Origin of the sequence: Shewanella pneumatophori (genome assembly GCF_023283895.1) — a bacterium.
Classification (GTDB): domain Bacteria; phylum Pseudomonadota; class Gammaproteobacteria; order Enterobacterales; family Shewanellaceae; genus Shewanella; species Shewanella pneumatophori.
This window is the reverse complement of sequence record NZ_JAKILB010000011.1, coordinates 1-26,550: the sequence shown is the minus strand read 5'-3', so window position 1 is coordinate 26,550 and position 26,550 is coordinate 1. Positions and strand designations below refer to the sequence as shown.

Here is a 26,550-nt window from a genome sequence, read left to right as displayed (position 1 = left end):
CCGAACCAGCAATTAAAACAGCAAACTTGCCAAGCCACTCTTACTTGAGTTTCTGTTAACCTACAGCCAATTAACTACAAATTGAGCTCACCATGAAATTTGATCCTAGTTTCGATAGTGGCGTATTGATTAAACGCTATAAACGATTTTTGACTGATATTAGCCTCGAAGATGGTGAAACGGTCACCATTCACTGCCCAAACACCGGCTCGATGAAAAACTGTTTATTTGAAGGTGAGAAAGTTTGGTTCTCAGTTTCTGACAACCCGAAGCGCAAATACAGTCGCACTTGGGAGCTTGCTCAAACGTCTGCTGGCCACATGATTGGCATCAACACAGGGCGAGCAAACGCTTTAGCCGAAGAAGCGATTAAAAATGGGGTAATAACTGAGTTGCAAGGTTATCAATCACTGCGCCGAGAAGTGAAATATGGCAATGAAAATAGCCGCATTGATATTCTGCTTGAAGATTTTGATAGGCCAAACTGCTATATAGAAGTCAAAAGTTGTACATTACTAGATGAAGGACAAGGATATTTCCCTGATGCAGTAACAACTCGTGGGCAAAAACACCTACGAGAACTGATGGAAATGGTCGAACAGGGCTACCGTGCAATACTGCTTTTTGTTGTTCAGCATACGGGCATAAAGAGTGTTAAAGCAGCAGCACATATTGACCCGGATTACGCCAAATTACTTGCTGAGGCTCACAAAAAAGGTGTCGAGATTATCGCCTATAGTGCGGAGTTATCGCCCTCAGAGGCAAGTTTGGTTAAATCCTGTCCGGTTAAGCTTTAATTCAGCAGATACAGTTGAAATTGTTCTGAATAGCGGACATAGTCAAAGAATGGCCCCCAATAAACATAAATTATTTGCCTAGTGAAAAGCTTTCTGGTATAGATAGCGGCCGTTATTTAAAGACGCCCAACAACGCAAATGATTAACAGGAGATGCGTTATGCCTGAAGGCACTAGAAAACTTGGCGTGCTCGCTATCGCAGGTGTAGATCCTTACCAGGAAAAACCAGGTGAGGAGTACATGAACGAGGCTCAATTGGGTCACTTTAAGAAGATTCTTGAAGCATGGCGTAACCAATTGCGCGAAGAAGTTGATCGCACTCTTAATCACATGCAAGATGAAGCGGCTAATTTCCCAGATCCTGTCGACCGCGCTGCTCAAGAAGAAGAGTTCAGCTTAGAGTTACGTGCTCGTGATAGAGAACGTAAGCTAATTAAGAAGATCGAAAAGACAATGCAAAAGATTGAAGAAGACGATTTTGGCTTCTGTGAATCTTGTGGCATCGAAATCGGGATTCGTCGATTAGAAGCACGTCCAACAGCCGATCAGTGTATCGATTGTAAAACGCTTGCTGAGATCAAAGAAAAGCAAATGGCAGGTTAATACCTACCTAATAAGTGCGGAGCTTTTAGCTCCGCTCTTTTGTTTTACGACTGCTATAAATGGTTAATACGACTTCTTATATAGGCCGCTTTGCGCCCTCTCCTTCTGGTCCTCTTCATTTTGGTTCATTAATTGCTGCCCTCGGCAGCTATTTGCGTGCCCGCTCTATGGGGGGAAAATGGCTAGTGCGTATCGAAGATATCGACCCGCCAAGAGAAATAGCAGGAGCAAGCAGCGCCATATTAAATACCCTCGAAGCCTATGGTCTTGAGTGGGATGAAGAGGTGCTCTACCAAAGCCAACGCCTCGATATATATCAAGCAAGAATCGAGCAGTTGTTACAAGATAACCAAGCTTATTATTGCCAATGCACCCGTAAGCAAATTCAAGCTATGGGCGGCAGTTACGATGGCCGTTGTGGCCAATTGCCACAAGCATTGACCCAAGGTGCAATTCGAGTACGTAACCCTTATGCTGTTGCGCACTTTGTCGACCAGCATATGGGACAAGTCAGCGTTGATGAAGCCTTTGCTGCTGAAGATTTTATTATCAAAAGAAGCGACGGTTTATACGCCTACCAACTGGCGGTGGTGTTAGATGATATTCATCAAAATATTACTGAAGTGGTGCGTGGTTGTGACCTACTTGAGCCAACATGTCGTCAAGAAAGCTTATATCAGATTTTACAATCGCCTGTACCAAAATGGCTACATCTACCACTAGCTTGTGCTGAAAAAGGTAGAAAACTGTCTAAGCAAAATCATGCGCCAGCGATAGATAATCTACACCCACAAGCCAGTATTAACGCGGCATTAGCCTTTTTAGGTCAATCGCCAGTAACCACAGAATCTCAAGTCAGCACTATGATAGCGCAAGCAGTTGAGCAATTTGATTTGGCATTAGTGCCTAAGCAATCAGAAATACTGCTTGATACGTGAGATCAATCGTATACTCATTAAGCTTTAATTGAGTTATCATAGCCCACTTGTTTTTACCCAAATTAAGATCCAAATCAGAGGTGTCCCATTTTTCGCCGTATTAGTCAATTCTGTAAACAGCTGTTTGAAGATACTCCAAAAGCTGAAGAACAAACGCAGACAGGTCTTAGTTTAGAGGTCGTGCCTAGGAATGCACATGCCATTTCTCGCAGACAAATCAGCGATAATGCGATCAAAGTACTCTACAGACTGCACAAGTCAGGCTTTAAAGCTTACTTAGTCGGCGGCGGCGTACGCGATATTTTATTGGGTCTACAACCGAAAGATTTCGACGTTGTTACCAATGCCACGCCGGAAGAGATCAAACGACTATTTCGTAACTGTCGTCTAGTCGGCCGTAGATTCCGTCTTGCACATATCGTTTTCGGACGCGATGTTATTGAAGTGGCAACCTTACGTGGCCACCACGTAGACAGCGGCGAAAAGATCTCAAAAACCAATGAATCTGGTCGTCTATTACGTGACAACGTATACGGTAGTATTGATGAAGACGCTGAACGCCGTGACTTCACCATTAACGCCTTGTATTACGATATTAGCGATTTCTCAATCCATAGCTATGGCGGTGGATTACAAGACTTAGAGTCTCGCACTATTCGCTTGATTGGCGATCCACAAACTCGCTACCGTGAAGACCCTGTGCGCATGTTACGTGCAGTTCGTTTTGCCACTAAGCTTGATATGGAGATTGAGGCCAAAGCTGCAGAGCCAATCAAAGGCTTAGCACGTTTACTCAAAGATATTCCTGCAGCGCGTATGTATGAAGAAGTGCTGAAACTATTCTTTGCAGGTAAAGCACAGCAAAACTTCAATATGATGCGTGAATTTGGTCTATTTGAGCCATTATTCCCATTAGTAGAAACACTACTAAAAGAATACCCAAACGGTGAAACCGCTAAATTAATGCAAGAGATGATGGCCAACACCGATGAGCGCGTTGCGCAAGATAAGCCGGTAACGCCAGCATTTTTCTATGCCGCACTACTTTGGTATCCATTGAGCCAGCGTGCTGATGATATCGCCTTAGAAAGTGGCCTAAGCTCTTATGATGCTTACAATGCCGCTATGGGTGATGTAATGGAGCAGCAATGCCGCACCATTAGCATTCCACGCCGCTTTAGCACAGTAACCAAAGATATTTGGCAGTTACAGCTTAGGTTTGACCGCAATAAAGGCACTAAGGCCTTTAGATTCATTGAGCATCCAAAGTTTAGAGCTGCATACGATTTATTATTGTTACGCGCTCACGCTGAAGGCGGCACAGTTGCTAAGAGTGCTGCATGGTGGAAGAGCTTCGTTGAAGGCAGCGAAGATCAGCGCAATGTGATTGCTCGCTCTGCCAATAAAGGTGGTCGCAACCGTAACTCTAATCAACGTCGCCGTCGTAAGCCTAGTGCAAAATCGGCGCCTAAATCTGCTGAATAATGGCTCAAGTTTACGTCGCACTTGGTGCTAACTTAGCCGACCCTATTGGCCAGCTTAATTGTGCTTGTGAAGCACTATTAAGTTTGGCTAATGCCGACTCTCTTCGTGTATCTCCATTTTATCGCTCTGCGCCTATGGGCGATGTTGAGCAGCCTGACTATGTCAATGCGGTTGCTGGCTTTAGTACCGATCTCAGCCCTATTGAATTACTCGATGCATTACAAGCAATAGAAAATCAGCAAGGCCGTATACGCGAGCTGCGCTGGGGCCCACGAACGCTAGATTTAGATTTATTGCTATATGATGATCAGTGTATCGATATTCCGCGCCTAGTTGTGCCACATTACGGTATGCGCGAGCGTAGTTTTGTATTGGTGCCTTTAAGTTATATCGCACCAGAACTTATCTTGCCTGACGGTACAGCATTAGCAAGCCTCATCAATGACTCCCTGAAGGCAGAGCTAGTCTTAGCCGACGCTTTAATCGCTGTGTAATAGCATTCTGCTTAATTAGTTTTTTCTGCTAGTATGGCCGCGTCTATTTTGAAAAAATTCAACATCAAGTTCATTGAAGTCAACCCTTTGTTGGCCTGTAACAACTTCACAAATTGAGTTTTAAAATTACCATTATGTCCAAAATTACAAGTTCAACACTGCGTACCTTTAAACAAGAAGGTAAAAAATTCACTGCACTAACCGCGTATGACGCTAGCTTTGCTGGTGCATTTGATAGCGAAGGCGTAGAAGTACTCCTAGTGGGTGATTCTATGGGAATGGTACTTCAAGGCCACAGTGACACTTTACCTGTTACCGTTGACGATATTGCTTACCACACGCGCTGTGTGCGCCGTGGTATTGAGCGTGCTTTGCTTATCGCAGATATGCCATTTATGAGCTATGCCACGCCTGAGCAGACCATGACCAATGCCACTAAGCTAATGCAAGCTGGTGCTAGCATGGTTAAAGTTGAGGGTGGCAAATGGCTACTTGAAAGCGTATCTATGCTAACTGAACGTGGTATTCCAGTATGTGCTCACTTAGGCCTAACGCCACAATCTGTACACGTATTTGGTGGTTTTAAGGTTCAAGGCCGCGACGCTGACAACGCGCAACGTATTCTTGATGAAGCCATTGCACTAGAAGCGGCTGGCGCACAGCTATTAGTGGTTGAATGTATTCCTGCTGCACTTGCAAAAGCGATTACCGAAGCTTTGACTATTCCAGTGATTGGTATTGGTGCAGGTAAAGATACCGATGGTCAAATTTTAGTGATGCACGATGTACTTGGGATCTCTAGTGGCTACATTCCACGTTTTTCTAAGAACTATCTTAAGCAAACTGGCGAGATCCGCGCTGCCGTTCGTGCATACATCAGTGAAGTTGCTGAGGGAGTATTCCCAGGTGACGAGCACACATTTAACTAATTATCAGCGCTCAACTGCCTAGTTGAGCGTATTTTATTTTGCTATCAGAGCAGTAAAGTCATGATCACAACTCAATCAATCGCTGAAATCCGCGCTCAAGTAAAAGCTTGGCACCAACAAGGCGAAACCGTTGCATTTGTACCAACAATGGGCAACTTACACTTAGGCCATATCACCTTAGTGAAAGAAGCCAAACTACGTGCAGACCATGTGGTTGCCTCGATTTTTGTGAACCCGATGCAATTCGGTCAAAACGAAGATCTTGATTCATACCCACGCACTTTAGCTGATGATCAAGCAGCCCTTGTGGCCGCAGGCGCAGAATTACTGTTCACGCCAACACCCGACATCATCTATCCAAAAGGTATGGATGCGCAAACCTTTGTTGAAGTCCCTGCGATTTCTGATGAGCTTTGCGGTGCAAGCCGCCCAGGCCACTTTAGAGGCGTGGCAACTATTGTCTGTAAGCTATTTAATATCGTGCAGCCTGATATTGCCGTATTTGGCCAAAAGGACTTTCAACAACTACTTGTTATTCGCACTATGGTTGAAGATCTATCAATGCCAATTGAGATTGTTGGGGTTGATACCATACGTGAAGCATCTGGCCTTGCGATGAGTTCGCGCAATGGCTACTTAACTGCCGAGCAAAAACAGCAAGCAGCGCAAATTAAACGTAGCTTAGATGCTATGGCAGCTTCGCTAAAAGCGGGTGGAAATATCGATGCAGTTATCGAGCAAGCTCAAAACGAGCTGAGCCAAGCAGGCTTTAAACATGACTACCTCGATGTCCGTAGCGCTAAGACTTTCGCTATTGCTAACAGTACAGATAAAGAGCTAGTGATTTTAGTCGCGGCTTACATGGGCACAACCCGCTTAATCGATAATATCTTGGTATCGATTTAAGTAACTTGCATGACAAATCAATTAACGGCGCTAAATAGCGCCGTTTTTTATTGGCGATTTATACTCACAAACCTGACTAAACCCGCCTGAAATAATCAGCTCAATGGTAGCAGTCAGTAACTGAGTTCTTCGCCATTAAGTAATAGCAACATAGCCGTCAATATATTGAATTTATATAAATAATTTCAGCTAAAATACGCTTAAAGACTGATTAAATCGTCGCTTTAACCTCAAATAATTTAGTGTCAAAAAACTGGAGTTATTAGTCAACTTCAGCCATAGTATGAAAGATTGTTAAAGGTAATGCCTACTTGTTAACTTTTGAGCATTAATTCTTGGCAGTTACTCTATAACAATACGACGTCAGATTCAGTCAATACAGCACTCAGGTCAATAAGGACAGTTAACCCGATGGCGAAAATTATTTTCACAATAATTTGCCTTGCAGTCGCAAGTTCTGCTCATGCAAAGAGCAGTATTTTCAAGTGCACTAAAGACAATAAAATCGTCTTTAGTCAGCATTCGTGCCCGACTGAATTTCGCCAGCATAAGATTGAATATCAACTCGGGATCACCACAGAAACCGATTCAGATAAACGCATTAAGACTGAAGATCCACTGCAAGCGTTACTCAATAAAAAAACCATTTCAAAAGAGCGCTTATTGCAGCTGCTAGACAGTGAAGTGTATCGCTTACGCCAAGAAAATAGTTATTACGAAATACTCAGAGCCAGTGAATTACAAAAGCTTGAGCGTAACCGCTATTGGCAGAAAAAAGAAAAAAACGACCCGCAATATTTAGAGTCTCTTGATGAAATGAATCAGCACTTTGATCAGCTTGTTACCGCCAACGCAGGTGCCATTGATGTATTAATTGCTAGAAAACAGCTCATCGAAGAAGAAGCCGCAAAAGCAAATTAGGTGTAAGCTGTACTGCACTATCTTCTGCAGGAGCTTCTATTGCCAACTCTTTCTTTAGCCTCACTCCAATGGCCAATTGCAGTTAAACATCTTCAGCAAGAAGAACTCGTTTACCTAACTGAGTTAGCTGAGTTAACCGAACAACTGCCTATGCTTGGTAGCCTCGATGAGCTCACTATTATCGATAGTCAAGGATACAGCTATCAGATAGACAATGCTGCAGCAGCTTGGCAATTACATTTATCAACGCCGCAACCATCGATGGAGCAACTAATCGAATGGGTGCGACTTCACGCCAGTCAAGCAGGCCATTGCTGTACCAGCAAACTCGCAGCCAATGATATTCAGCAACTGTTTGCCATACTGGAATTTATTGAGGATGGTGAGCTTTAATCGCAGACTAGCCTTCAGTCTCAAAAAACAGCGAAAACTAAAAAGCCAACCGCAATGGTTGGCTTTTTGTTGAGTGCTCAGGCCTCGGCAAGTTTTAGCAATTAGCTTCTCAAACCAATACCACGAGAAATCAGGTAGTAAGCTACCGCCCAAAGCGTTGCGCAAAAGCCTACCATCACACCGATAGATAAGGGTACGCTCATGTCTGCGTAACCTAAGAAGCCGTAACGGAATACGTTAATCATATACACGATTGGGTTTAACGCCGACACGCCCTGCCAAAACTCAGGCAATAACGATAGCGAGTAAAACACCCCACCTAAATAGGTCAGCGGCGTTAACACAAACGTAGGAACTATGCTGATATCATCGTAACTTTTAGCAAATACGGCATTAATTAAGCCGCCTAGCGAAAACAAAATCGATGTCAGCAGTACTGTTAACGCCACCAGCCCTAAGTGATGCACACTAATGTCGACAAAAAATAGCGCCACTAAAGTCACAATCGTGCCCACACAAAGACCACGTGCAACACCACCACCCACATAACCAGCAATAATCACATAATGGGGTACAGGCGCCACAATCAACTCTTCAAGGTTACGCTGAAATTTAGCACTGAAGAAAGATGACACCACATTAGAGTATGAACTAGTGATCACCGCCATCATGATCAAGCCCGGTGCAATAAACTCCATGTAAGATACACCGCCCATCTCACCAATGCGCTTGCCGACCAAGTTACCAAAAATAAGGAAGTATAAGGTCATACTAATCGCTGGCGGCACTAGGGTTTGCACCCAAATACGGGTAAAGCGGTTAACCTCTTTATTTAAAATACTTTTAAAAGCTGTGAAATACAGCGCTCTCATGTTCATTTCACATCTCCGGTTTGCTTACCTTTTTCAACTAATTCAACAAACAGCTCTTCTAAGCGGTTTGCTTTATTACGCATCGACAGTACTTGTACGCCTTGCTCATTAAGCTGAACAAATACACTGTTAAGGCCTTGCTCTTTCGCCACGTCAACTTCCAAGGTGTGGCCGTCAGTTAAGCGACATTCAACACCGTTAAGCACAGGCACTGCGGCTAAATCATCTTTTAGATCCAGCACAAAAGTTTCAATATTTAAGCGGCTTAAGAGTGACTTCATGCTAGTACATTCCACCAGCACACCTTTATCGATAATACCGATATTGCGGCACAGCATTTCGGCTTCTTCGAGATAGTGGGTGGTAAGAATAATCGTCACGCCTTGCTGATTAAGATCTGTTAAGAAGGTCCACATCGAGCGACGCAGCTCAATATCTACTCCCGCCGTTGGCTCATCAAGGATTAATAGCTTTGGCTCATGCATTAATGCGCGGGCAATCATCAAACGGCGCTTCATGCCGCCTGACAGCTCACGTGCTGGGCTATTACGCTTTTCCCATAAGTCGAGTTGTGATAAATACTTCTCAGCGCGTTCAAGGGCTACGTCACGCTTAACGCCGTAGTAACCTGCTTGGTTCAACACAATCTGCTGCACTGTTTCAAACTGATTGAAGTTAAACTCTTGCGGCACTAATCCAATACACAGCTTGGCTAACTCTAACTCTGTGTCTATGTCATGCTCAAAAACAGAAACCTTGCCAGAGCTCTTTTGCACTAACGAGCTAATCACGCCAATTGTGGTCGACTTACCTGCACCGTTAGGGCCTAAAAGAGCGAAAAAGTCACCTTTATTGACCGTTAAACTAATGCCTTTAACCGCTTCAACTCCACCTTTGTAGGTCTTTTTAAGCGAGTCAATAACAAGGGCTGCTTGAGAATTTGCCATGGTTATTTCAATCCGTCTGAAAGATATAAAAAACTCCCGCTATAGCGGGAGTCGATAAGGTCATTACGCATTAAAATAAGCACTAAAACGAGGTAAGCTAAACTCTCCTCTTTTAATGCTCAATTTAGATGGTAATTAGTCCTCTAATGGAACAACTTTAGCGATATAAGGCAGATTACGATACTGCTCCGCATAGTCGATACCATAACCTACGATAAACTCGTCAGGAATAGTAAAGCCAATAAAATCAACTGGTACGTCAACTTCACGGCGCTCTGGCTTATCTAAAAGCGTACAAAGCGCAAGGCTCTTTGGTTCACGTAGTAACAGCATGTCACGCACTTTGTTCAAGGTATTGCCTGAGTCAATAAGATCTTCAACAATCAGTACGTCACGCCCCTGAATTTCAGACTGTACGTCTTTAAGGATTTTTACGTCACGGCTGCTAGTCATAGCGTTGCCATAGCTTGATACCGACATAAAGTCGATTTCAACATGACCTTTAATACGTCTGCAAAGATCTGCCATAAATACAACAGAACCTTTTAACAGACCTACCATTAATAGGCGGTCGCTATCGGCATAATGAGCATTGATTTGCTCAGCCAAAATATCCAATTTTTGATCGATCTCTTCAGCAGTGATCATCACTTCAGTGGTGTGTTTCATATAACTCTCAGTAGTCGATGTCGCTAACGTTATGCTTGTCATAACCCCAACGATTCGTTAGTGCATGGTTAACGCCCAGATGGTCAAGAATTCGAGCGACCATGAAGTCTACCAGATCTTCAACCGATTTGGGATTATGATAAAAGCCTGGTGCTGCAGGCATGATGGTGGCGCCTAACTTAGAAAGCGACAACATATGCTCTAAGTGTATGGCACTAAAAGGAGTTTCGCGAGGAACCAAGATTAATTGGCCGCGCTCTTTTATTACCACATCAGCAGCTCTTTCGAGTAAATTATTACTCATGCCTGTGGCAACAGCCGCTAAGGTACCTGTACTACACGGGCAAATCACCATCTGCTTAGGCGCTGCAGAGCCTGATGCTGGCGGTGAAAACCACTCTTCTTTGCCCAGTACAATAAGCTCACCAGCGACTTCACCAAATTGAGCAAGCAACTGCTCTTTGGCTTTGTCAGCGTTGCCACTTAATTGTAAGCCTTGCTCGGTCGCCAACACGACACGAGCAGCAGAAGAGATCATCAGAAATACCTGATAATCGCTTTTCAATAATATTTCCAGCAGTCTAAGGCCATAAGGCGCACCAGATGCACCGGTCCAAGCTAAGCTTATCGACTTCTCTGCTTTACGATATTTAACGCTCATGGTTAATTATTTACCTTGCTGACTACGTAACTTACTCAGCAGTTTTTGATGCAAACCACCAAAGCCACCGTTACTCATAACAATAATAGTCTCTCCGGGCTCAGCTTGAGCCGCAACGAGGTCAACTATCTCGTCTATGTCATAGCGCACTTCAACCGGAATTGACGCGCCCGCCATTGCCGACTGAATGTCCCAATCAATATTGCCTGCTTGATACAAAAACGCCTGACTCGCTAAGCTTAACGAATTAGCTAAAGTGTCTTTATGCACACCGCTTTTCATGGTGTTAGAGCGCGGCTCTAAAATCACAGTAATTTTTCCGCTACCGACTCGTGCTCGCATGCCATTTAGCGAGGTCGCTATGGCAGTTGGGTGATGAGCAAAGTCGTCATACACCTCAACATCAGCAATCGTATCCAGTAGCTCCATACGGCGCTTTGGCGGTGCAAATTGGCTTAGCGCTTCAATAGCCGCTTGAGGTTTAACCCCAACATGGCGCGCAGCGGCAATCGCTATGACTGCGTTTTCAATATTGTGCTGGCCGATTAACTGCCAATCTAAAATGCCTTGCGATTCACCATCGAAGAAGACCTCAAACTTATGGCCATCGTCAGTTAAATTCGCTGCGTACCAGCCATTTTGATTGGCAGATAAATGATATTGCTCTTGCTCACTCCAGCAGCCCATATCAATCACTTGCTGCACACTGCTCGCATCGGCAGGCCAAATGATTTTACCTTCACCCGGCACGGTACGTATTACGTGATTAAACTGACGTTGGATCGCTTTTAAATCATCAAAGATATCAGCGTGGTCAAACTCTAAGTTATTTATCACTAAGGTGCGTGGCTGGTAATGGACAAACTTAGAGCGCTTATCAAAAAATGCACTGTCGTATTCATCTGCTTCAACCACAAAGAAAGGAGAGCCTCCGAGACGGGCCGATACCCCAAAGTTTTGCGGTACGCCACCAATCAAAAATCCAGGCTCATAGCCACAATCTTCTAAGATCCATGCCAACATACTGGAAGTTGAGGTTTTGCCATGAGTACCCGATACCGCTAACACCCAACGCTGCGGCAAAATATGCTCAGCTAAAAACTGTGGACCAGAGGTATATTTTAGGCCGCGATTTAATACCGCTTCGACACAAGGATTACCGCGACTCATGGCATTACCTATCACTACCAAGTCAGGTGCATCATCTTCACTTGTGCCTAATTGAGATGGGTCAAACCCTTGAATAAGCTCAATACCCTGCTCTTCAAGCTGAGTGCTCATTGGCGGATAAACATTGGCATCACTGCCCGTAACCTTGTGCCCTTCAGCTCTAGCCAGTAAAGCTAAGCCGCCCATGAAAGTGCCACAAATTCCTAAAATATGTACGTGCATACCGTCACTCTGATGAATGAAAAATCTGCCTAATTCTAACCAATTCCGCACAATATTGTCAGTTAACTCGAGTTTAATTATTCAGTTAAATTGATAAAGCCTCGCCACGAATTAAATTAGCGGGAAAACTTCTAATCACCACCTACTGCAGTAGGTGGTTGCATAGGATTAAATTAACGAACAGGTTATTAAACGATTAGCGAATTAGCAGCACTGGCACAACACTTGTGGCAAGCACTTGAGTTGTATTACTGCCAACAAAATACTGACGTAACCGCGTATGACTGTATGCCCCCATCACGATTAAATCGAGTTGCTGTTGCTGCTGATAATTAAGCAGCGCTGCATCAACATTCCCAGTTAACACGCGTTGAGTAACAGGTAAGCCAGCTTGCATAAGCCGTGCAGCAGCATTGGTAAATGCCGAGGTTTTAACAGCGTCGGCGTGAACCATTACCAGATGACATTCTAAACCTGTAAGCAGCTGAGTATTCAGTATCTTTTCGATTAAATTACTACTGGCTTCGCTACCATCAAAAGCGATCATATAAGCTCTTGGCCAGTTAAACTGCTCGTTAACCACCAAAATGTCTGACTTAATTGAGCGAATGATATTCTCAAGTTGCGAACCAATAGCCTGACTAATTCGAGCTTTGGCAGTAGAGCCGTGTTCACTCGGGGATTTTTCAGCGCAATGATCTTCACCTGACCTCCCCATAACTAACAAACTTAACTCACTTTCTAAATCTGCTAAGGTATCCAATAAATTGCCATGGCGCTGCAATAGGGTAACATCATCAACGCCGCGCATTATTGCCAGCTCTTTAGCGTTATCGAGTAACTGCTTGCCATGCTTAAGGGCCACTTTACTGCGCAGTTCATCAAGCTCAATCAGTTCATTAAGCAGCTCTTCTTGCGTTCCTAAACCTATTTGTCCCGACAATTCACTGGCTACCGGCTGCATAGGTTTATCCAACACATGCAGTAAGGTAAGAGGTGACTGGATTTTTTGCGCTCCCCAGGCACTTGCTTCACAAGTGGCTAGAGTCAATTTAGAGCCATCGATACAAGCTACGATATTCTTCATGTTAGTCATCCTCTTAGTGCCCAGCCATTAACTTTTCAACTTCTTCCGGCTTGTCGTGTACGCCAAATTTATCCACTAGCGTACGAGTAGCCTGATTCATGCCGATTAACTCGACGTTAGCACCTTCGCGGCGAAACTTAATCACCACTTTATCGAGTGCAGATACAGCTGTGACATCCCAAAAGTGCGCTGACGATAAATCAATGGTTACCGACTCTAGCACCTCTTTAAAATCAAACGAGTCGATAAACTTATCAGCCGAGGCAAAAAACACCTGACCTATGACCCGATATTCGCAACTTTCACTGACTGCATTGCGTCTTTTAACTACCATCATGCGGCTAATTTTATTTGCGAAAAACAGTGAGGCCAGTAACACCCCTACAAATACACCAAGCGCAAGGTTGTGGGTCAGTACAACAATCACCACAGTGGCTAGCATCACAATATTTGTCGACAAAGGATGCTGCTTTAAATCAGTAATAGAGCGCCAAGAGAAGGTACCTATCGCCACCATGATCATCACAGCAACTAACGCTGCCATCGGGATCTGTTTTAGCCAAGGTCCAAGAAACACCACCATAATCAGCAAATATATACCGGCAGCAAAACTCGATAATCGTCCCCTACCACCAGATTTAATATTGATCATCGACTGACCAATCATGGCACAGCCAGCCATTCCCCCCAGTAACCCAGTAGAAATATTAGCTACACCTTGCCCTTTGCATTCGCGATTTTTATCACTTTTAGTATCGGTAAGATCATCAACTATGGTTGCCGTCATCATCGACTCTAACAAACCAACCACAGCAAGCGCCGCAGAGTAAGGTAGTACAATGAGTAAGGTTTGCATATTCAACGGCACGTCCGGCCACAAGAAGATAGGTAAGGTATCCGGCAGATCTCCCATATCACCGACTGTGCGTACCTCAAGATTAAACATAACTGCCACTGCGGTGAGCACAAGAATACAAATTAATGGCGAAGGGATAAGCTTACCTATTCGCGGAATAAGCGGGAAAAGATAGATAATGGCAAGACCTGCAACTGTCATAGCGTACACATGCCAAGTGACATTAGTCAGCTCTGGCAATTGAGCCATGAAAATTAATATTGCCAGCGCATTAACAAAACCAGTAACCACTGAGCGCGACACAAAACGCATCAGATTACCAAGCTTCAAATAGCCAGCTAATACTTGCAGCACACCGGTTAATACCGTTGCCGCCAAGAGATACTGCAAACCGTGCTCTTTCACTAGCGTAATCATCAGCAGCGCCATGGCACCGGTTGCAGCAGAAATCATACCGGAGCGGCCGCCGGTAAATGCTATCACTACTGAAATACTAAAGGAGGCATACAAACCAACTTTAGGGTCAACTCCAGCAATAATAGAAAATGCGATAGCCTCCGGGATCAAAGCCAAAGCAACGACAATACCCGCAAGCAAGTCGCCGCGAACATTGGACAACCAATCATTTTTAAAATTTTTAAGCATGAACATCTCAGTTTTTTGCACGGCAGTACGCACCAGAGATTAGGCTGGCGTATTAAGCGTGCTTCTTTGATAAAATTTTGGCGCAGAAAACAGTCGTAAGAATTCGACAACGAATTTATATGCGCACAGGAATAAGCAAGGTGCTTAAGTTAGCAATGAAAGCTATAGGAGGGGCAAAACGTTAGGGCGGCGTAATTAACACGTTGATGTAAATCCTCTAGATAATAGGTGCGCCTACTCTAACATCATCAGCCAGTACATAAAACAACCTGAGTCACACAAAAACCTAGCAATTAACTGCAAAAAGCTCTCAGTAAAGTGAAAACATCGGCTAAGGCCACCGCCATACTGTCTGTTTAAGTGCACCGATATACCGATAAACCTAACTCAATCCAGTTCACACTTTTTAGTAAAAGTTTGACAAATAAATGCGTGTTATCACCTTGTGCAACACTCACTATTTAAGCAATCAGTCACATACGGTATAACTGCCCTGAAAAGGCTACCACGCTGGTAGTGCTTCAGCTAAAACTGGCTGACTAACTGAGAATGCCTAAAAGGACACCCCGCTATGTTTTTCATACATATGCTCTTGTTGTTAACTGTTATTTTTGTGGGGATCCGCCACGGTGGTGTGGCCTTTGGTCTACTTGGTGGTTTAGGTGTATCGATTCTTGCTTTTGTGTTTGGTATTGCGCCGGGTAATCCGCCTATCAACGTGATGTTGATTATTCTGGCAGTGGTTGCAGCCTCAGCCACCCTAGAAGCCACTGGCGGTTTAAAACTGTTAGTACGCTACGCCGAAAAACTGCTGCGTAAGCACCCAAACCAAATCGTATTTCTTGGCCCACTTTGTACTTACTCGTTAACGGTACTTGTAGGTACTGGCCACTCAGTTTATCCACTACTACCAGTGATTTATGATGTAGCCTACAAAAAAGGCATCCGCCCTGAGCGCCCACTGGCCATTGCCACCGTTGCATCGCAAATGGGTATTACCGCCAGCCCAATTGCTGCTGCGGCGGCTGTGGTTATTGCCTGCTCAATGGAAAACAATCTCGATATCAGCCTTATCGATGTACTGCTCGTCACCATTCCATCGACTCTAATCGGTGTCCTTGTCGCCTCAGCCTGGAGCCTTAATCGCGGTAAAGATCTCGATAAAGACCCAGAGTTTCAAGCGCGCTTACAAGATGAAGATTTTAGAAATAGCCTGATTGATACTGAATCTGACAGCACTGACACCGCTAAAAACGACAGTACAGCCAAGAAAGGCTTAAGCATCTTCTTACTGGGTATTTTGTCGGTGATTGCGCTGGCTATGTTTGGCGATAAACTGCTACCAGAAGGCGTGAAGATGTCGGTCGCGATTCAGTTTATGATGCTATCTGTGGGCGCAATTATCTTATTAGCAACCAAGATTGACCCGAAGAAAATCGTCCACAGCAATGTATTTATTGCCGGTATGACGGCGGTGATTATTATCTTTGGTATCGCGTGGCTTAGTGACACCATTATTGGTCACCACAAGAGCTACTTGATTGAATCTGTGAGCGATATTGTCCACGCGCACCCTTGGTCATTTGCCATTGCCATGTTTACCGCATCGGTATTTCTAAAAAGCCAAGCAGCAACCTTAACCATTATGCTGCCACTGGGCTTTTCGCTAGGCATTCCGGCCCCTGTATTAATCGGTGTGCTACCGGCCTGTTATGCCTACTTCTTCTTTCCGTTCTACCCAAGTGACCTAGCGGCCATTAGCTTTGACAGAACAGGCACCACCCATATTGGTAAGTACATAGTTAATCACAGCTTTATTATGCCGGGCTTTATTGGCGTCATCACAGCTACGGTTGTCGGTTACGCTATTTCAATGATGATTAATTAACTTGCCATTTCACCGCTGTTATAGCTGCTTTAACGGTTAAATAGCGGTACAGTATTGGGCGCCAATATGGCGCCTTTTTATTGTTTATTTTCTAATGAGAACCCAATGAGTCAGCCATTTTCATTAAACGATAGCCAGTTGCTAATGGATATTATGCGGCTGCGCCGCGACGTTCGCGGTAATCACTTTTTAGCGACTCCCGTTGATGACAGCGTGTTAGATAAACTGCTTGAAGCTGCCCTACACGCTCCTTCGGTAGGTTATTCGCAGCCTTGGCAGTTTGTAGTGGTGCGCGATGAGGCGATTAAGCAGCAAGTTCATCAGTCCTTTACCGCCGCCAACAGCGCAGGTAAAGCGCAATTTAGCACTGACAAACAACAGCAATACAGCAAGCTTAAGCTTGAAGGCATACTCGAAGCTCCCGTTAACCTTGCTGTGTTTTATCAAAACCAAGCAACGCCGGTACTTGGGCAAACCAGCATGCCAGATATGGGCCGTTTTAGCGTAGTGTGCGCCATTCAAAACCTATGGCTTATGGCGCGCTCACTCAATATTGGTGTGGGCTGGGTAAGTATTGTGGACCCTGAAGCAGTCAAACAAGCGGTGAATGCACCAGCTAGCAGCGAGCTAATTGGTTATTTGTGTATCGGCTATGTCGATGAGTTCTTAGATGAGCCAGAGCTGAAAACCGCTGGCTGGGAGCAACAAAAGCATAAGCAAGATGTGGTGTTTCAAAACAGCTTTAAACCAGCTGAATAAAAAAATTAAAAAAATAAAACCCTTTTTCAAAACGGCTGCGTTTATACCAAACAAGACAAGCAAATAGCTTAGTCATCTACTCATTGTTTGGAGCTTTTATGAAATCATCAATTATCGCAGCCGTTATCTCTACTGTTATTGCATCAACTTCTTTAGTTGCTAGCGCCCAAGCCGCAGACGTCGACTTCCCTCATCTCAATACCATAGGCACCAGTGAAATTGCAGTTAAAGCCGATATGGCTGAAGTGAACGTTGAAGTAGTAATTAAAGCTAAAACAGCACAAGAAGCAAAGCGTGAATCAGATAAAGCTGTCGCTAGCTTTTTAGCCCGCCTTGAAAAAGCCGGCGTTGATAAATCACTTATTCAAAGCGCTAATATCAATTTACAGCCGCAATACCATTACGAAAAGAACAAGCCAAACCAGCTAATCGGTTACAGTGCTAATCGCCGTATTAAAGTCACGGTAATGGACTTAGCTAAGCTAAATAACATCCTAGACTCAGCACTTGAGCAAGGAATTAACCGCATCAATAACATTGCACTTAAGTCGAGTAAAGAAGCTGAGTATGTCGAGCAAGCAAGAATGGCAGCGATTAAAGATGCCCAACAAAAAGCCAAAACTTTAGCCGCTGGCTTTGGTGAAGAAATAGATGGTGTATGGGAGATAAGCTACTTTGAACAGCGCCCAATCCAGCCAGTTATGCTAAGAATGAATTCAGAAGCCAAAAGCTTCGATGCAGGTCAAAGTTACCAGCAAGGGCAAGTGATGATCCAAGACAGAGTTGAAGTCACTTATCGTTTGAAGGATTAGCAGTTTGTAGCCTTGCCCGTTTGCAAGGCTAATCACCAGATAGTCGCAGCCTAAAATCAACAAAGGCTTACCCACCGAAGGTAAGCCTTTATTGTTGATAACACAAAAGATACAGCCTGTGCGCTCACAAGCAGTCACTATAAAATATAGCGTACGCCAATGGCCACACCATCATCTTCAGTTAATTGCTGCGCAGCTTCCTTAGCAGGATCGCGACTAGAAAAATCGCTGAAGTCTTTGCGCGCTTCAAGATACATCACCACGCTGTTATCCCAGTAATAATGCACGCCTGCAAACGCAAATTGGCGCTTAAATACATCGCCTTGGTGTACTTTTTCGTACTCATCACCCGCCTCTAAAATATTGTACGAAGCTAAGATCTTTACGTTGTTATCAAAGTAGTAAGACACTAATGACTCAAGTCCAACCGCATCTTGCAAGAAGCGGCCTAAATTATCGGTATCGTGATATTCATTGGCATTGACGTTAGCAGCGGCGTAAAAACCATATTGATCCCAGCCGCCCCAGCTTATGCCTGCACCATAAATGTAGTCAGTTTCTTTAAGGACTCTACCACTAGCGGTTGTCGCCATAGGCTCACCTGTATTACCACCAAGGGTTAACACCAACATATCCGTCGCTTGATACGTTAAGCCAATACCGTAAGTGTTATCATATTCCGTTTGGACTAAGCGATTAGGATTGGTTGAACCGTCATCAGGGATATCGGCTACGCTATTTTTAAGCTGCATTTGTATCGCCACACTCAAGTCACCAAAGCTATTACGATATTGGATTACTTTATCACCGCGACCGACACCATTAATGGCACCATCAGACTTGTTATAGGTGTAAGTCCCCGAGGCATTACCGTCCCAGACCATGCCGTAGTTGGTGTTATACACCACGTCATACCATGCACCCCACTGCTTACCAATCGATACAGAACCGTAATCGTCGTGGCTTAAACCAACATAACCGAGACGATTATTAAGAAAGTCGCCGCTTTTAGTTTCAAAATTACTTTCACTACTATAGGAAATGGTACTATTACCAAATGGGTTTACCCCCCACTCCAATTTGACATAGGTTTTCCAGTCATTGGACATATCGCGGGTAAAGGCAAAGTTAATACGTGAGCTACCGTTGACCACCTCAGTTACTCCTTGAGTGTCGATAACTCGAGCATCAACGTAACCGCCAATCTCAAACACATTTTTATCGTCTTTAAACACTTCTACTGCATTGCTGGCTGGTGTAAAAGCCAATGCCGTGAAAGGAACCAGTGCTAGCGCTTTTTTCATGGGATCTCCAACCTTGGGTATCAATTCATCATTCCGTTTTATAAATTTATCGGCTCAACTTGTTTGAGCAGAACGAGTCATTATCAGCTTCATCATTAAATTCAGTCATCACTAAACAAAAACATAGCAAACAACTGACTTAATACAAGTCGTGGCAGCCAACAGCCTTGAGCTAAAGGTAAGCAGCCCTGAGCTCAACATAAGCAGTAAGCACTCCTGAACTAAAGGTAAGCAGCCTTGAACTAAAGGTAAATAGGCATTAAGCCGTCAGCTTTGAGTGAAAGTGATAATGCCGAGCAAAGAATATATAACTTCAGTCAATAACAGCAGGATAGTCGAATTGAAAGTTGAGGGATAAAACAGAAAGGAATGGCCTAATACCAATTAATATAAGCCACTAGCAGCTCCCACGTTTGGGAGCATGCTTTGGTATCACTCTTTTAGATTTGCTCCAGCATTTGCGGCTCAAACTGCTCAGGCGTAATCGTCAGTCCAAGTGCCGCGATTTTGTCATTGAGCTGGTTTAGATCGCTTTCAACGGTAGCCAAAGTTAACGTGTTATCGTCTAGGGTATAAACCTGCTTTAAGCTAGCAAAGTAAAAACTAAGAATAATAAAAGCCTTTGGCTCGTTGTTATCCGCTGCCTGTTTTATTTTTGCCAGCTTACGGTAAATCTGATTATGCAGTTGTTTTAATTGCCAGACGTAATACACCTCTTTAAGAAAAGGCTTTTGCTTTTGGCTGTTTAATACTGCACTGCACAAACCCAGCGCTAAAACCACACCCATCACATTAAGGTGGAAGTTACCGGTAGACTCGCCACTGGCACTAGCTGGAGCGCCAAAAAAGTGAATGAGAATTGCACCAAAAACTAAAGCTAAAATCGCTAAACTGGCTACAAACCCCATAATCACTAAGTTGGTATTTTTGCGATAGGTTTGTTTATCAATGTCCATTAACTGCATAACACATCTCATTAATTTATCGTTAGTAATACACTCGCTTACACAAGCTTATCATTGATTAATAAAGCCTAGATGAAAAACCGTATGTAAAAAGCGAATACTCACCGTTAGCAAAGTGGTAATCGACATATAATCGTGGCAACTTACCAAGCTAACATAAGCCAAAGCTCAACAAGGCATAGCCGATATAGGTCACAACTTTGGTTATATTTTGAGTTAGCAGTAAAAACATCTAGACGTCTAAATTGACAGACGTCTTTCAATCTCATATCCTCTCAACTATTGAGATGTACCATTCTATGATTTAGCAGCAGCTAATAAGTAGTTTGTTCCAGCTAGGAGGGCAATGGGAACAATGGTTCAAAGACTGATTGAAGATAAGAGAGATCACATTGACGACTTCCAATAATGCCCCAGAAGCGCAAAGCGCGACCCCAAGCACTACGCCATCATTTTTAGCTCTTACCCCGCTATTTTTGTTTTTAGCCCTATTTATTGGTGCTGGCGTTTACTTTCAAAGCCAAGGTGTAGACTTTGCCTTTTATCAATTACCAAGTGTTGTGGCGATTCTACCTGCCATTATCTTTGCTATTTTGATTTCGAAGCAAAAGCTTAACCAATCAATAGAAACTTTCTTAAACGGCATTGGCCATTCAAATATCATCGCAATGTGTATGATTTATTTGTTGGCGGGTGCATTTGCTTCAGTAGCTAAAGCAACTGGCGGTGTGGATGCCACTGTAGCCCTAGGCTTGTCTTTAGTGCCATCAAGCTTATTACTACCAGGCTTTTTCGTTATTGCCGCGTTTATCGCAACCGCAATGGGTACCTCTATGGGCACAATTGCTGCGGTAGCACCAATTGCACTGGGCGTTGCTAACGAAGCTCAAATAGACTTAGCCATTATGGCTGGCGCCGTGATCTCAGGTGCACTATTTGGTGATAACTTATCAATCATCTCTGACACCACCATTGCAGCAACCCGTACTCAAGGCTGTGAAATGAAAGACAAGTTCAGAGAGAACCTGATTTTCGCCATCCCAGCTTCAATTATTACCTTAGTGATTTTCACTTTAGCAGGCCAAGGCCAAGCTGATGTGGCGGCGCAAGAAGTCGACTTTGTAAAGGTAATTCCATACCTAACAATTCTATTCTTAGCCGTTGCAGGTCTTAACGTTTTCGTTGTTCTGACCATTGGTATCTTGCTAGCAGGTGTTACTGGTCTAGCGACTATGGATTACGGCCTGATTCAGTTTGGTAAAGACATCTACGCAGGCTTTGGTAGCATGCAAGAAATCTTCATCTTATCTATGCTAGTGGGCGGCTTAGCAGCGCTAATGCAGCAGCAAGGTGGGCTAGCATTTGTGAGCCAGCAGATTGAAAAGCTAATCAGCCGTTTCTCTAAAGCTAAAGGCGAAGCATCTTGCCGCGCATCAGAGTTAGGTATGGCAGCCATTGTTGCAACCACCAATACCTGTGTGGCTAATAACACAGTATCGATTGTGGTTACCGGTGACATTGCTAAAGATCTGGCACAGAAGCACGGTGTAACACCAAAGCGTGCAGCAAGTATTCTGGATATTTTCTCTTGTATCATTCAAGGTCTAATCCCTTACGGTGCACAAGCATTACTGGTTGCTTCAACCTTTGCTATATCGCCACTAACGGTTGTAACCCATGCTTGGTACTGCATGATCTTAGCGGTTGTGGCTATTGCGATTGTGATCTTGCGTAAACGCCATTAATCAGGCAGGTTTGGCTATATGGTTTAAATCACCATAAAACGTTAAAGGGGTACATCAAGGTGTACTCCTTTTTTGTTTAACGCAATAGCAAGGGATCTCATGGACGAAACACTGCAAAATCAATCAATGCGCAATGATCATCACCGCTTGATAGTCGTGTTAATTTTTCTCGGCGGTTTGATAGCAGCCGTTGGCGTATCGACCTCTGTTTGGCTTGAATATCAAAATATTGGCTGGCAGGTCATTAATCTGCGCACCGACTTTTTAGGTGACTACACTTACACTCGCTACGCCTTTATCTACAACATATCTTTGATGGTGGCAGGCTTATGTATCATGTTGTCCATGGTCAGTTTATTACTGTTAAAGCTGGGCTATTTTAGCCACTACTTAGCCTGTATCGGCATTTTTGTCGGCCTGTGTGTGATCTTAATGGGCATATTCCCAATCAACTACCTATGGCCGCACCGACTAGTCTCCACTAGCTTTTTAGTCGCTACCGTAGTGATGTACTTTTTGTGTATTAGCGATAGGTTTAACCATAACTCAGCCTGCAGTTGGCCAGTGTTTATTATCAGTGTTTTTGGCTTCATTGCATCGTCTGGGCTGATTTTTCAGTTAAACTGGCAAACCTTAGATTTTGATCCATGTGAGCAACACCATCTATGGGGTCATTACTGTTTAATGACCATAACTTTGTGGGCACAAACTAACATAGTGATGTTATGGTGCCTTGGTCATGCATGGAGCATTCGCCAGATGGCCATTAAGAATCATTTAGAGCTTTCCCAGCGCTATTTCGCTACAGAGTAATGACTCACATTATGAGACTCGCAAAATATCTTGCTTTAACCGGCTGCTGTTCACGCCGCGCCGCTACCCGTTTAATCCGTGACGGCTTAGTTCGAATCAACGACCGTTTAGCCACTCATGTCGACACGGTTAGCCTTATCCACACTGAAGCAGGCCTGCAATGTACAGATAAAATCTATGTCAACGGCGAGCTAGTCAGCGAAATTGAAGCTAAGGCCTATTGGTTGTTTCACAAAGCCGTCGGCACCGATAGTCGCTTATTAGCCGACTTATCTTGTAGTTTATTGCACTTATTACCCGCCTCACCAAGGCTTTACCCTATTGGCCGTCTTGATAAAGACAGCCGAGGTTTATTGATATTAACTAACGATGGTGAATTAACCCATAAGCTAATGCACCCAGATTTTGGTCATGCTAAAACCTACCATGTACAAGTAGACCGACCGTTTGATGATGCTTTTCTTGCCAACATGGCCGCGGGGGTGAGTTATAAAGATGTCACCACTTTACCTTGTGTGATGAGCCGTTTGGACGCTGATAAGTATGAGATTACTTTGACTCAAGGGCTTAATCGTCAGATCAGGCGCATGTCGCAAGCCTTAGGCTTTAAAGTTATCGATCTTAAACGCGTGTCGATTCAGAGTTTACAGTTAGGAGATTTGCCAGAGGGTTGTATGCGACCTTTGACTTCCGTTGAGCTAACGGAATTGCTAGCTTCTGTTGCTTGTACAGAAGCTGACGCTTGAGGTTCAGTTAAACTAGGTTTAACAAATTTAGCTAAAAGCAATCAGGCTACGCCTGACTTCTAAGTTAGACTTCGTCTAACAACTAAAGTCGTGGGATTTCATCCCACACCCGGGCAAGGAGGACTGCTCGTCCTTATCCTCCTTGCATCCACCATGACGCCCCAGACGAAGTTGTTGCCCCTCGTACTCCAATAAAAATCGCCTAACGGCTCAGATGGGACATCCATATCCCCCCGAGCCTGAACCATCATCCATGATGGTTCTACGGCACTTTTACCTGCGTACTTCGGCAACTTCGATGGGGAATAAGTGTTTTCTGTTAGCCTGCAATGTAATCCGGCTTTTGATGTGATAACTAAAGACAGCGCAAACCAAGTGTTTTGCGTCCCATGCTTAATACGCTTGTTATGTATCGTTATCACATTGTTTTTTAGTATATTTTAATGTCAGCAATTGATTTACAGCCATTCCGACACAAAATAGTAAAGTTCCCCAAAAGAAATAAGGATCTTCTTCCATAGATAAACCACCATTCTTTCCGGGGATATGTCCGTAATACAGGCATGTTGTTGCGGCAGCTAGAATCAAAGAAGATGTGGTGATTTTCTCTTTATTAGTGCGTTTACGTTTAGGCTTTTTAGTCTCTTCCTTAACTTCAACTTGTGGCTTGGCATCTTCTCTTAGCTTTAACTCATGTAGTAATTCTCTATATCTTTCAGGGTAAGCTTCCTTATCGATATTTGCTTCCACATCATATAGCTCTTCGAGCGAATAAGATTGATAGTCGGGTTTCACCAAATCTTTCCTTAGATACATAACGCCCAATTAAGGGGGGAACAACCCCTCCGCCCAAATCTAAAGCATTGTGCCATAAATACTAAATTTGAAGTAGAAGCAAAAATGCCGAGCGTTGGAATCCCTCTTAAATTACTTGTTATGCAAATCTATCGCCTAAACAAGCGAAAGCTATCTGTCGAATGCTTAGTACACACTGCAGTAGCAAATAAATTGGCACCTATTGATGCCACAATTAGATAAGTATTACTTAAAAACGTAACGCGAAAACTATAAACATCTGGGTCTGAGTTTCCAAATATAATACCCACATATACAGCTGAAAATCCTGACATTAGCAGCCCAAATGCAATTAAAGAAAGTCCAGCATAGAATTTAGGTCTATTACCTTCCATTTTTATGACGGCGGCTAACGCAAAAAAAAGCACAATAGCACTAAAAACACTCAGTCCCCAACCAAACATATGATTAATCCCTTAGTTTTCAAATTTACATAACGCCGCGCACTGCGGCAGGCGAACTTGGCGGTTTTTGTGCTGCGCAGCTGCACAAAAAGTAACAGGTTTGACAGTCCGTTGCTGCGCCTTGTTAAATGCCTATACGCTAATTGACCCATTTACCCAGCCTTGAATTAGTTGACCGATGCTAGATGCCACCTTTTGATAAGCTGATTCGCTTGGATAAAATGCCCAAATATCTGGGAAATGTGCTCTATAACAAAACTCAATGCCATCTGTACCAGCATGCCCAATTACAAGATGCTGGAATTCTGGATTAACTGTTGCCATTGATAGAGGCAGTATCAGTTGTAAGCAACTATCCTCATGAAAATATCCGCCTTCGAATTCAGAAAGATATTCGTTACAACCAAAACTCTCTGATAGGCATTTCTTAGAAATCACTCGAATTCCTTCCGGCATTTAATGCCCTGCTAATAAGTGAACCATGTGCTGGCGGGCGATTTGCTCAGCAAATGGCGTGACAGCCATGGTGAATCTTGATTCATAGGCTTGTTATGTTCCAAGTGCAGCAATACATTGCTCCCGACAAGCCCAAACCGCTTTAGCTCGCTCATCACCATACTTATCGACAATATACTGATAATGAAACGGCTCTTTAAATTCCGGCAGAGTCTCTGCTTCAACTGTCACTTCTACAAGGAAATTACTTATAGATTCCGATGCAACCGCATCGCTTCTCGTTAAATCAATTCGGCGATTATCATAATATAAATAACAGTGTGCCTCTGGAATTGAATCAAACTCACTTAAGTTCAAAACAGAACCGACACCAGGCGTATTACTCTCATGCATCAGGTAAATCCCGACTTTTAGCTCAACACCTTCAATATCCAGTTCATCCACCAATGCTTTTAGTAGCCTGTGCTTTGAGCTACATGTTCCTTTCCGTTCACTCAAGACTGCTATCAAATCTTGGTGGTTAGTGCGACCGTAAGGCAATCTCCAAATAAAATCACAGGCTTCGTGGAAAGTTGATACTCCTTTAAGCTTAAATTGGCTTGATATTGGTGAATCGGACAAATTTACATTTGGTAAATAAGAATACATAACCTTCCTTGTGTACATAACAGTATATTCGGCTGAATTCCGAATAAGAACGGTCTTAATAAGAACAGGTCGCCAATACTTTAATCACTCAAGACTAACAGCAAACTAGCTTGTTAACAATTAGTTACAACATGGAGAGAACAGATTCCTTGTTTCTTTGCCTGAGTGAAACAAAGAACCTTCAAAATTGCATAAAGTGCAATGTTCACGCAGGAAGGAAAGTCACTAGGCTCCAGCCTAAATGATAATTCCGAGGCAGGTTTTGAACATACATAAAGGGGTCAACATACATAAAGTACATAAAAGGGATAGGAGCGAATTAGCGACAGATAAGGATAGTGAACTAATCTTATAGCCATTACTCAGAATCATCAGGATGATGCTTGGCTAACTCAGTGTAGATGCGGCCGTGACCGTCCATGACATGGACGTCATGGCCGAGCTTACAAGGATGATGGGATGGACACCTCTTGTTAAACCGGCGTCATTTGCGCCATATTGAATTTGTGCGTTCAATAACTAACAAAAGGTGTCCAATATGAAAGTTACACTAATAGGAA

At 43.7% G+C, this 26,550-nt stretch carries 28 protein-coding genes; 15 read left to right on the top strand and 13 right to left on the bottom strand.

All coding sequences use genetic code 11. The features are described 5' to 3' along the window. The first annotated feature begins 92 nt into the window (after positions 1-92). The 9 genes from sfsA (at position 93) to L2740_RS15885 (ending at position 7,466) form a co-directional block, all read left to right on the top strand. Entirely contained in the window at positions 93-797 is a 705-nt protein-coding gene (gene sfsA / locus L2740_RS15925) for a DNA/RNA nuclease SfsA (RefSeq protein WP_248951105.1), read from the top strand. Positions 798-956: 159 nt separating this feature from the next. Continuing rightward, the gene (gene dksA, locus L2740_RS15920) at positions 957-1,400 is read left to right on the top strand and encodes an RNA polymerase-binding protein DksA (RefSeq protein ID WP_220759072.1); all 444 of its coding nucleotides are present in this window, start codon (positions 957-959) and stop codon (positions 1,398-1,400) included. Positions 1,401-1,459: 59 nt separating this feature from the next. Beyond that, positions 1,460-2,338: a tRNA glutamyl-Q(34) synthetase GluQRS gene (gluQRS, locus tag L2740_RS15915; RefSeq protein ID WP_248951104.1), complete on the top strand. Its 879-nt coding sequence runs from the start codon at positions 1,460-1,462 to the stop codon at positions 2,336-2,338. A gap of 180 nt (positions 2,339-2,518) precedes the next feature. Beyond that, positions 2,519-3,823: a polynucleotide adenylyltransferase PcnB gene (gene pcnB / locus L2740_RS15910; RefSeq protein ID WP_248470075.1), complete on the top strand. Its 1,305-nt coding sequence runs from the start codon at positions 2,519-2,521 to the stop codon at positions 3,821-3,823. After that, complete coding sequence (folK, locus tag L2740_RS15905) at positions 3,823-4,317, top strand: 2-amino-4-hydroxy-6-hydroxymethyldihydropteridine diphosphokinase (protein ID WP_248951103.1); 495 nt, start codon at positions 3,823-3,825, stop codon at positions 4,315-4,317. The genes pcnB and folK overlap by 1 nt, the downstream gene beginning before the upstream one ends. Positions 4,318-4,451: 134 nt before the next feature. Then, complete coding sequence (gene panB / locus L2740_RS15900; protein WP_248951102.1) at positions 4,452-5,246, top strand: 3-methyl-2-oxobutanoate hydroxymethyltransferase; 795 nt, start codon at positions 4,452-4,454, stop codon at positions 5,244-5,246. A gap of 60 nt (positions 5,247-5,306) precedes the next feature. After that, on the top strand, positions 5,307-6,152 hold the full coding sequence (gene panC / locus L2740_RS15895) for a pantoate--beta-alanine ligase (protein WP_248951101.1): 846 nt from the start codon (positions 5,307-5,309) through the stop codon (positions 6,150-6,152). A gap of 411 nt (positions 6,153-6,563) precedes the next feature. Then, complete coding sequence (locus tag L2740_RS15890) at positions 6,564-7,073, top strand: DUF4124 domain-containing protein (protein ID WP_248951100.1); 510 nt, start codon at positions 6,564-6,566, stop codon at positions 7,071-7,073. Between the two features lie 39 nt (positions 7,074-7,112). Then, positions 7,113-7,466 carry a DUF4144 domain-containing protein gene (locus L2740_RS15885; protein ID WP_248951099.1) on the top strand — a complete coding sequence of 118 codons (354 nt, stop codon included), beginning with the start codon at positions 7,113-7,115 and terminating at the stop codon, positions 7,464-7,466. Between the two features lie 101 nt (positions 7,467-7,567). Here the strand turns inward: L2740_RS15885 and L2740_RS15880 are convergent, their stop codons facing one another. The 7 genes from L2740_RS15880 to L2740_RS15850 all read right to left on the bottom strand — a co-directional run bounded on the left by L2740_RS15880 (position 7,568) and on the right by L2740_RS15850 (position 14,595). Then, positions 7,568-8,338, bottom strand: coding sequence for an ABC transporter permease (locus L2740_RS15880; protein WP_248951182.1), 771 nt, complete (start codon positions 8,336-8,338; stop codon positions 7,568-7,570). A gap of 2 nt (positions 8,339-8,340) precedes the next feature. Then, complete coding sequence (locus L2740_RS15875) at positions 8,341-9,285, bottom strand: ABC transporter ATP-binding protein (RefSeq protein WP_248951098.1); 945 nt, start codon at positions 9,283-9,285, stop codon at positions 8,341-8,343. 135 nt (positions 9,286-9,420) lie between these two features. Next, positions 9,421-9,954 (bottom strand): hypoxanthine phosphoribosyltransferase, encoded by a 534-nt coding sequence (gene hpt, locus L2740_RS15870; protein WP_248470083.1) that lies wholly within the window; start codon positions 9,952-9,954, stop codon positions 9,421-9,423. Positions 9,955-9,961: 7 nt separating this feature from the next. Further along, entirely contained in the window at positions 9,962-10,615 is a 654-nt protein-coding gene (locus L2740_RS15865) for a flavin prenyltransferase UbiX (RefSeq protein ID WP_248951097.1), read from the bottom strand. A 6-nt stretch (positions 10,616-10,621) separates the two neighbouring features. Further along, positions 10,622-12,007 carry a UDP-N-acetylmuramate:L-alanyl-gamma-D-glutamyl-meso-diaminopimelate ligase gene (gene mpl / locus L2740_RS15860; RefSeq protein ID WP_248951096.1) on the bottom strand — a complete coding sequence of 462 codons (1,386 nt, stop codon included), beginning with the start codon at positions 12,005-12,007 and terminating at the stop codon, positions 10,622-10,624. Between the two features lie 196 nt (positions 12,008-12,203). Then, positions 12,204-13,094 (bottom strand): universal stress protein, encoded by an 891-nt coding sequence (locus tag L2740_RS15855; RefSeq protein ID WP_248951095.1) that lies wholly within the window; start codon positions 13,092-13,094, stop codon positions 12,204-12,206. A 13-nt stretch (positions 13,095-13,107) separates the two neighbouring features. After that, entirely contained in the window at positions 13,108-14,595 is a 1,488-nt protein-coding gene (locus L2740_RS15850; RefSeq protein WP_248951094.1) for a SulP family inorganic anion transporter, read from the bottom strand. Between the two features lie 571 nt (positions 14,596-15,166). Here L2740_RS15850 and L2740_RS15845 point away from each other — a divergent pair. The 3 genes from L2740_RS15845 (at position 15,167) to L2740_RS15835 (ending at position 18,054) form a co-directional block, all read left to right on the top strand. After that, positions 15,167-16,483: an anaerobic C4-dicarboxylate transporter gene (locus L2740_RS15845; RefSeq protein ID WP_248951093.1), complete on the top strand. Its 1,317-nt coding sequence runs from the start codon at positions 15,167-15,169 to the stop codon at positions 16,481-16,483. A gap of 105 nt (positions 16,484-16,588) precedes the next feature. Next, the gene (bluB, locus tag L2740_RS15840) at positions 16,589-17,242 is read left to right on the top strand and encodes a 5,6-dimethylbenzimidazole synthase (protein ID WP_248951092.1); all 654 of its coding nucleotides are present in this window, start codon (positions 16,589-16,591) and stop codon (positions 17,240-17,242) included. Positions 17,243-17,340: 98 nt separating this feature from the next. Then, entirely contained in the window at positions 17,341-18,054 is a 714-nt protein-coding gene (locus tag L2740_RS15835; protein WP_248951091.1) for an oxidative stress defense protein, read from the top strand. A 137-nt stretch (positions 18,055-18,191) separates the two neighbouring features. Here L2740_RS15835 and L2740_RS15830 read toward each other — a convergent pair whose 3' ends face one another. Both L2740_RS15830 and L2740_RS15825 read right to left on the bottom strand, forming a co-directional pair. Beyond that, entirely contained in the window at positions 18,192-19,358 is a 1,167-nt protein-coding gene (locus L2740_RS15830; RefSeq protein ID WP_248951090.1) for a porin, read from the bottom strand. A 440-nt stretch (positions 19,359-19,798) separates the two neighbouring features. Further along, the gene (locus L2740_RS15825) at positions 19,799-20,323 is read right to left on the bottom strand and encodes a DUF3087 domain-containing protein (RefSeq protein WP_248951089.1); all 525 of its coding nucleotides are present in this window, start codon (positions 20,321-20,323) and stop codon (positions 19,799-19,801) included. 392 nt (positions 20,324-20,715) lie between these two features. On the opposite strand from L2740_RS15825, the gene L2740_RS15820 reads away from it, so the two are divergent. From L2740_RS15820 to L2740_RS15810, 3 genes are all read left to right on the top strand, one after another. Further along, the gene (locus tag L2740_RS15820) at positions 20,716-22,068 is read left to right on the top strand and encodes a Na+/H+ antiporter NhaC family protein (RefSeq protein ID WP_248951088.1); all 1,353 of its coding nucleotides are present in this window, start codon (positions 20,716-20,718) and stop codon (positions 22,066-22,068) included. Positions 22,069-22,167: 99 nt separating this feature from the next. After that, entirely contained in the window at positions 22,168-22,881 is a 714-nt protein-coding gene (locus L2740_RS15815) for a DUF998 domain-containing protein (protein WP_248951087.1), read from the top strand. Between the two features lie 11 nt (positions 22,882-22,892). After that, the gene (locus L2740_RS15810) at positions 22,893-23,627 is read left to right on the top strand and encodes a pseudouridine synthase (RefSeq protein WP_248951086.1); all 735 of its coding nucleotides are present in this window, start codon (positions 22,893-22,895) and stop codon (positions 23,625-23,627) included. Positions 23,628-24,032: 405 nt separating this feature from the next. Here the strand turns inward: L2740_RS15810 and L2740_RS15805 are convergent, their stop codons facing one another. The 4 genes from L2740_RS15805 to L2740_RS15790 all read right to left on the bottom strand — a co-directional run bounded on the left by L2740_RS15805 (position 24,033) and on the right by L2740_RS15790 (position 25,990). Next, complete coding sequence (locus L2740_RS15805; protein ID WP_248951085.1) at positions 24,033-24,422, bottom strand: hypothetical protein; 390 nt, start codon at positions 24,420-24,422, stop codon at positions 24,033-24,035. Between the two features lie 149 nt (positions 24,423-24,571). Beyond that, positions 24,572-24,886, bottom strand: coding sequence for a hypothetical protein (locus L2740_RS15800; RefSeq protein ID WP_248951084.1), 315 nt, complete (start codon positions 24,884-24,886; stop codon positions 24,572-24,574). A 132-nt stretch (positions 24,887-25,018) separates the two neighbouring features. After that, complete coding sequence (locus L2740_RS15795) at positions 25,019-25,342, bottom strand: hypothetical protein (protein ID WP_248951083.1); 324 nt, start codon at positions 25,340-25,342, stop codon at positions 25,019-25,021. 93 nt (positions 25,343-25,435) lie between these two features. Then, positions 25,436-25,990 carry a hypothetical protein gene (locus tag L2740_RS15790; RefSeq protein WP_248951082.1) on the bottom strand — a complete coding sequence of 185 codons (555 nt, stop codon included), beginning with the start codon at positions 25,988-25,990 and terminating at the stop codon, positions 25,436-25,438. Positions 25,991-26,550 lie beyond the last annotated feature (560 nt).

Bases quoted from the DNA above. Each gene is read 5' to 3' on its own strand.
- sfsA (WP_248951105.1), top strand. From the start codon at position 93: ATGAAATTTGATCCTAGTTTCGATAGTGGCGTATTGATTAAACGCTAT.
- L2740_RS15880 (WP_248951182.1), bottom strand. From the start codon at position 8,338: ATGAGAGCGCTGTATTTCACAGCTTTTAAAAGTATTTTAAATAAAGAG.
- mpl (WP_248951096.1), bottom strand. From the start codon at position 12,007: ATGCACGTACATATTTTAGGAATTTGTGGCACTTTCATGGGCGGCTTA.
- panB (WP_248951102.1), top strand. From the start codon at position 4,452: ATGTCCAAAATTACAAGTTCAACACTGCGTACCTTTAAACAAGAAGGT.
- folK (WP_248951103.1), top strand. From the start codon at position 3,823: ATGGCTCAAGTTTACGTCGCACTTGGTGCTAACTTAGCCGACCCTATT.
- L2740_RS15865 (WP_248951097.1), bottom strand. From the start codon at position 10,615: ATGAGCGTTAAATATCGTAAAGCAGAGAAGTCGATAAGCTTAGCTTGG.
- L2740_RS15800 (WP_248951084.1), bottom strand. From the start codon at position 24,886: ATGTTTGGTTGGGGACTGAGTGTTTTTAGTGCTATTGTGCTTTTTTTT.
- L2740_RS15890 (WP_248951100.1), top strand. From the start codon at position 6,564: ATGGCGAAAATTATTTTCACAATAATTTGCCTTGCAGTCGCAAGTTCT.
- L2740_RS15790 (WP_248951082.1), bottom strand. From the start codon at position 25,990: ATGTATTCTTATTTACCAAATGTAAATTTGTCCGATTCACCAATATCA.
- L2740_RS15830 (WP_248951090.1), bottom strand. From the start codon at position 19,358: ATGAAAAAAGCGCTAGCACTGGTTCCTTTCACGGCATTGGCTTTTACA.
- L2740_RS15795 (WP_248951083.1), bottom strand. From the start codon at position 25,342: ATGCCGGAAGGAATTCGAGTGATTTCTAAGAAATGCCTATCAGAGAGT.
- L2740_RS15825 (WP_248951089.1), bottom strand. From the start codon at position 20,323: ATGCAGTTAATGGACATTGATAAACAAACCTATCGCAAAAATACCAAC.
- L2740_RS15845 (WP_248951093.1), top strand. From the start codon at position 15,167: ATGTTTTTCATACATATGCTCTTGTTGTTAACTGTTATTTTTGTGGGG.
- panC (WP_248951101.1), top strand. From the start codon at position 5,307: ATGATCACAACTCAATCAATCGCTGAAATCCGCGCTCAAGTAAAAGCT.
- L2740_RS15815 (WP_248951087.1), top strand. From the start codon at position 22,168: ATGGACGAAACACTGCAAAATCAATCAATGCGCAATGATCATCACCGC.
- L2740_RS15850 (WP_248951094.1), bottom strand. From the start codon at position 14,595: ATGCTTAAAAATTTTAAAAATGATTGGTTGTCCAATGTTCGCGGCGAC.
- dksA (WP_220759072.1), top strand. From the start codon at position 957: ATGCCTGAAGGCACTAGAAAACTTGGCGTGCTCGCTATCGCAGGTGTA.
- L2740_RS15810 (WP_248951086.1), top strand. From the start codon at position 22,893: ATGAGACTCGCAAAATATCTTGCTTTAACCGGCTGCTGTTCACGCCGC.
- L2740_RS15875 (WP_248951098.1), bottom strand. From the start codon at position 9,285: ATGGCAAATTCTCAAGCAGCCCTTGTTATTGACTCGCTTAAAAAGACC.
- L2740_RS15855 (WP_248951095.1), bottom strand. From the start codon at position 13,094: ATGAAGAATATCGTAGCTTGTATCGATGGCTCTAAATTGACTCTAGCC.
- gluQRS (WP_248951104.1), top strand. From the start codon at position 1,460: ATGGTTAATACGACTTCTTATATAGGCCGCTTTGCGCCCTCTCCTTCT.
- L2740_RS15835 (WP_248951091.1), top strand. From the start codon at position 17,341: ATGAAATCATCAATTATCGCAGCCGTTATCTCTACTGTTATTGCATCA.
- hpt (WP_248470083.1), bottom strand. From the start codon at position 9,954: ATGAAACACACCACTGAAGTGATGATCACTGCTGAAGAGATCGATCAA.
- bluB (WP_248951092.1), top strand. From the start codon at position 16,589: ATGAGTCAGCCATTTTCATTAAACGATAGCCAGTTGCTAATGGATATT.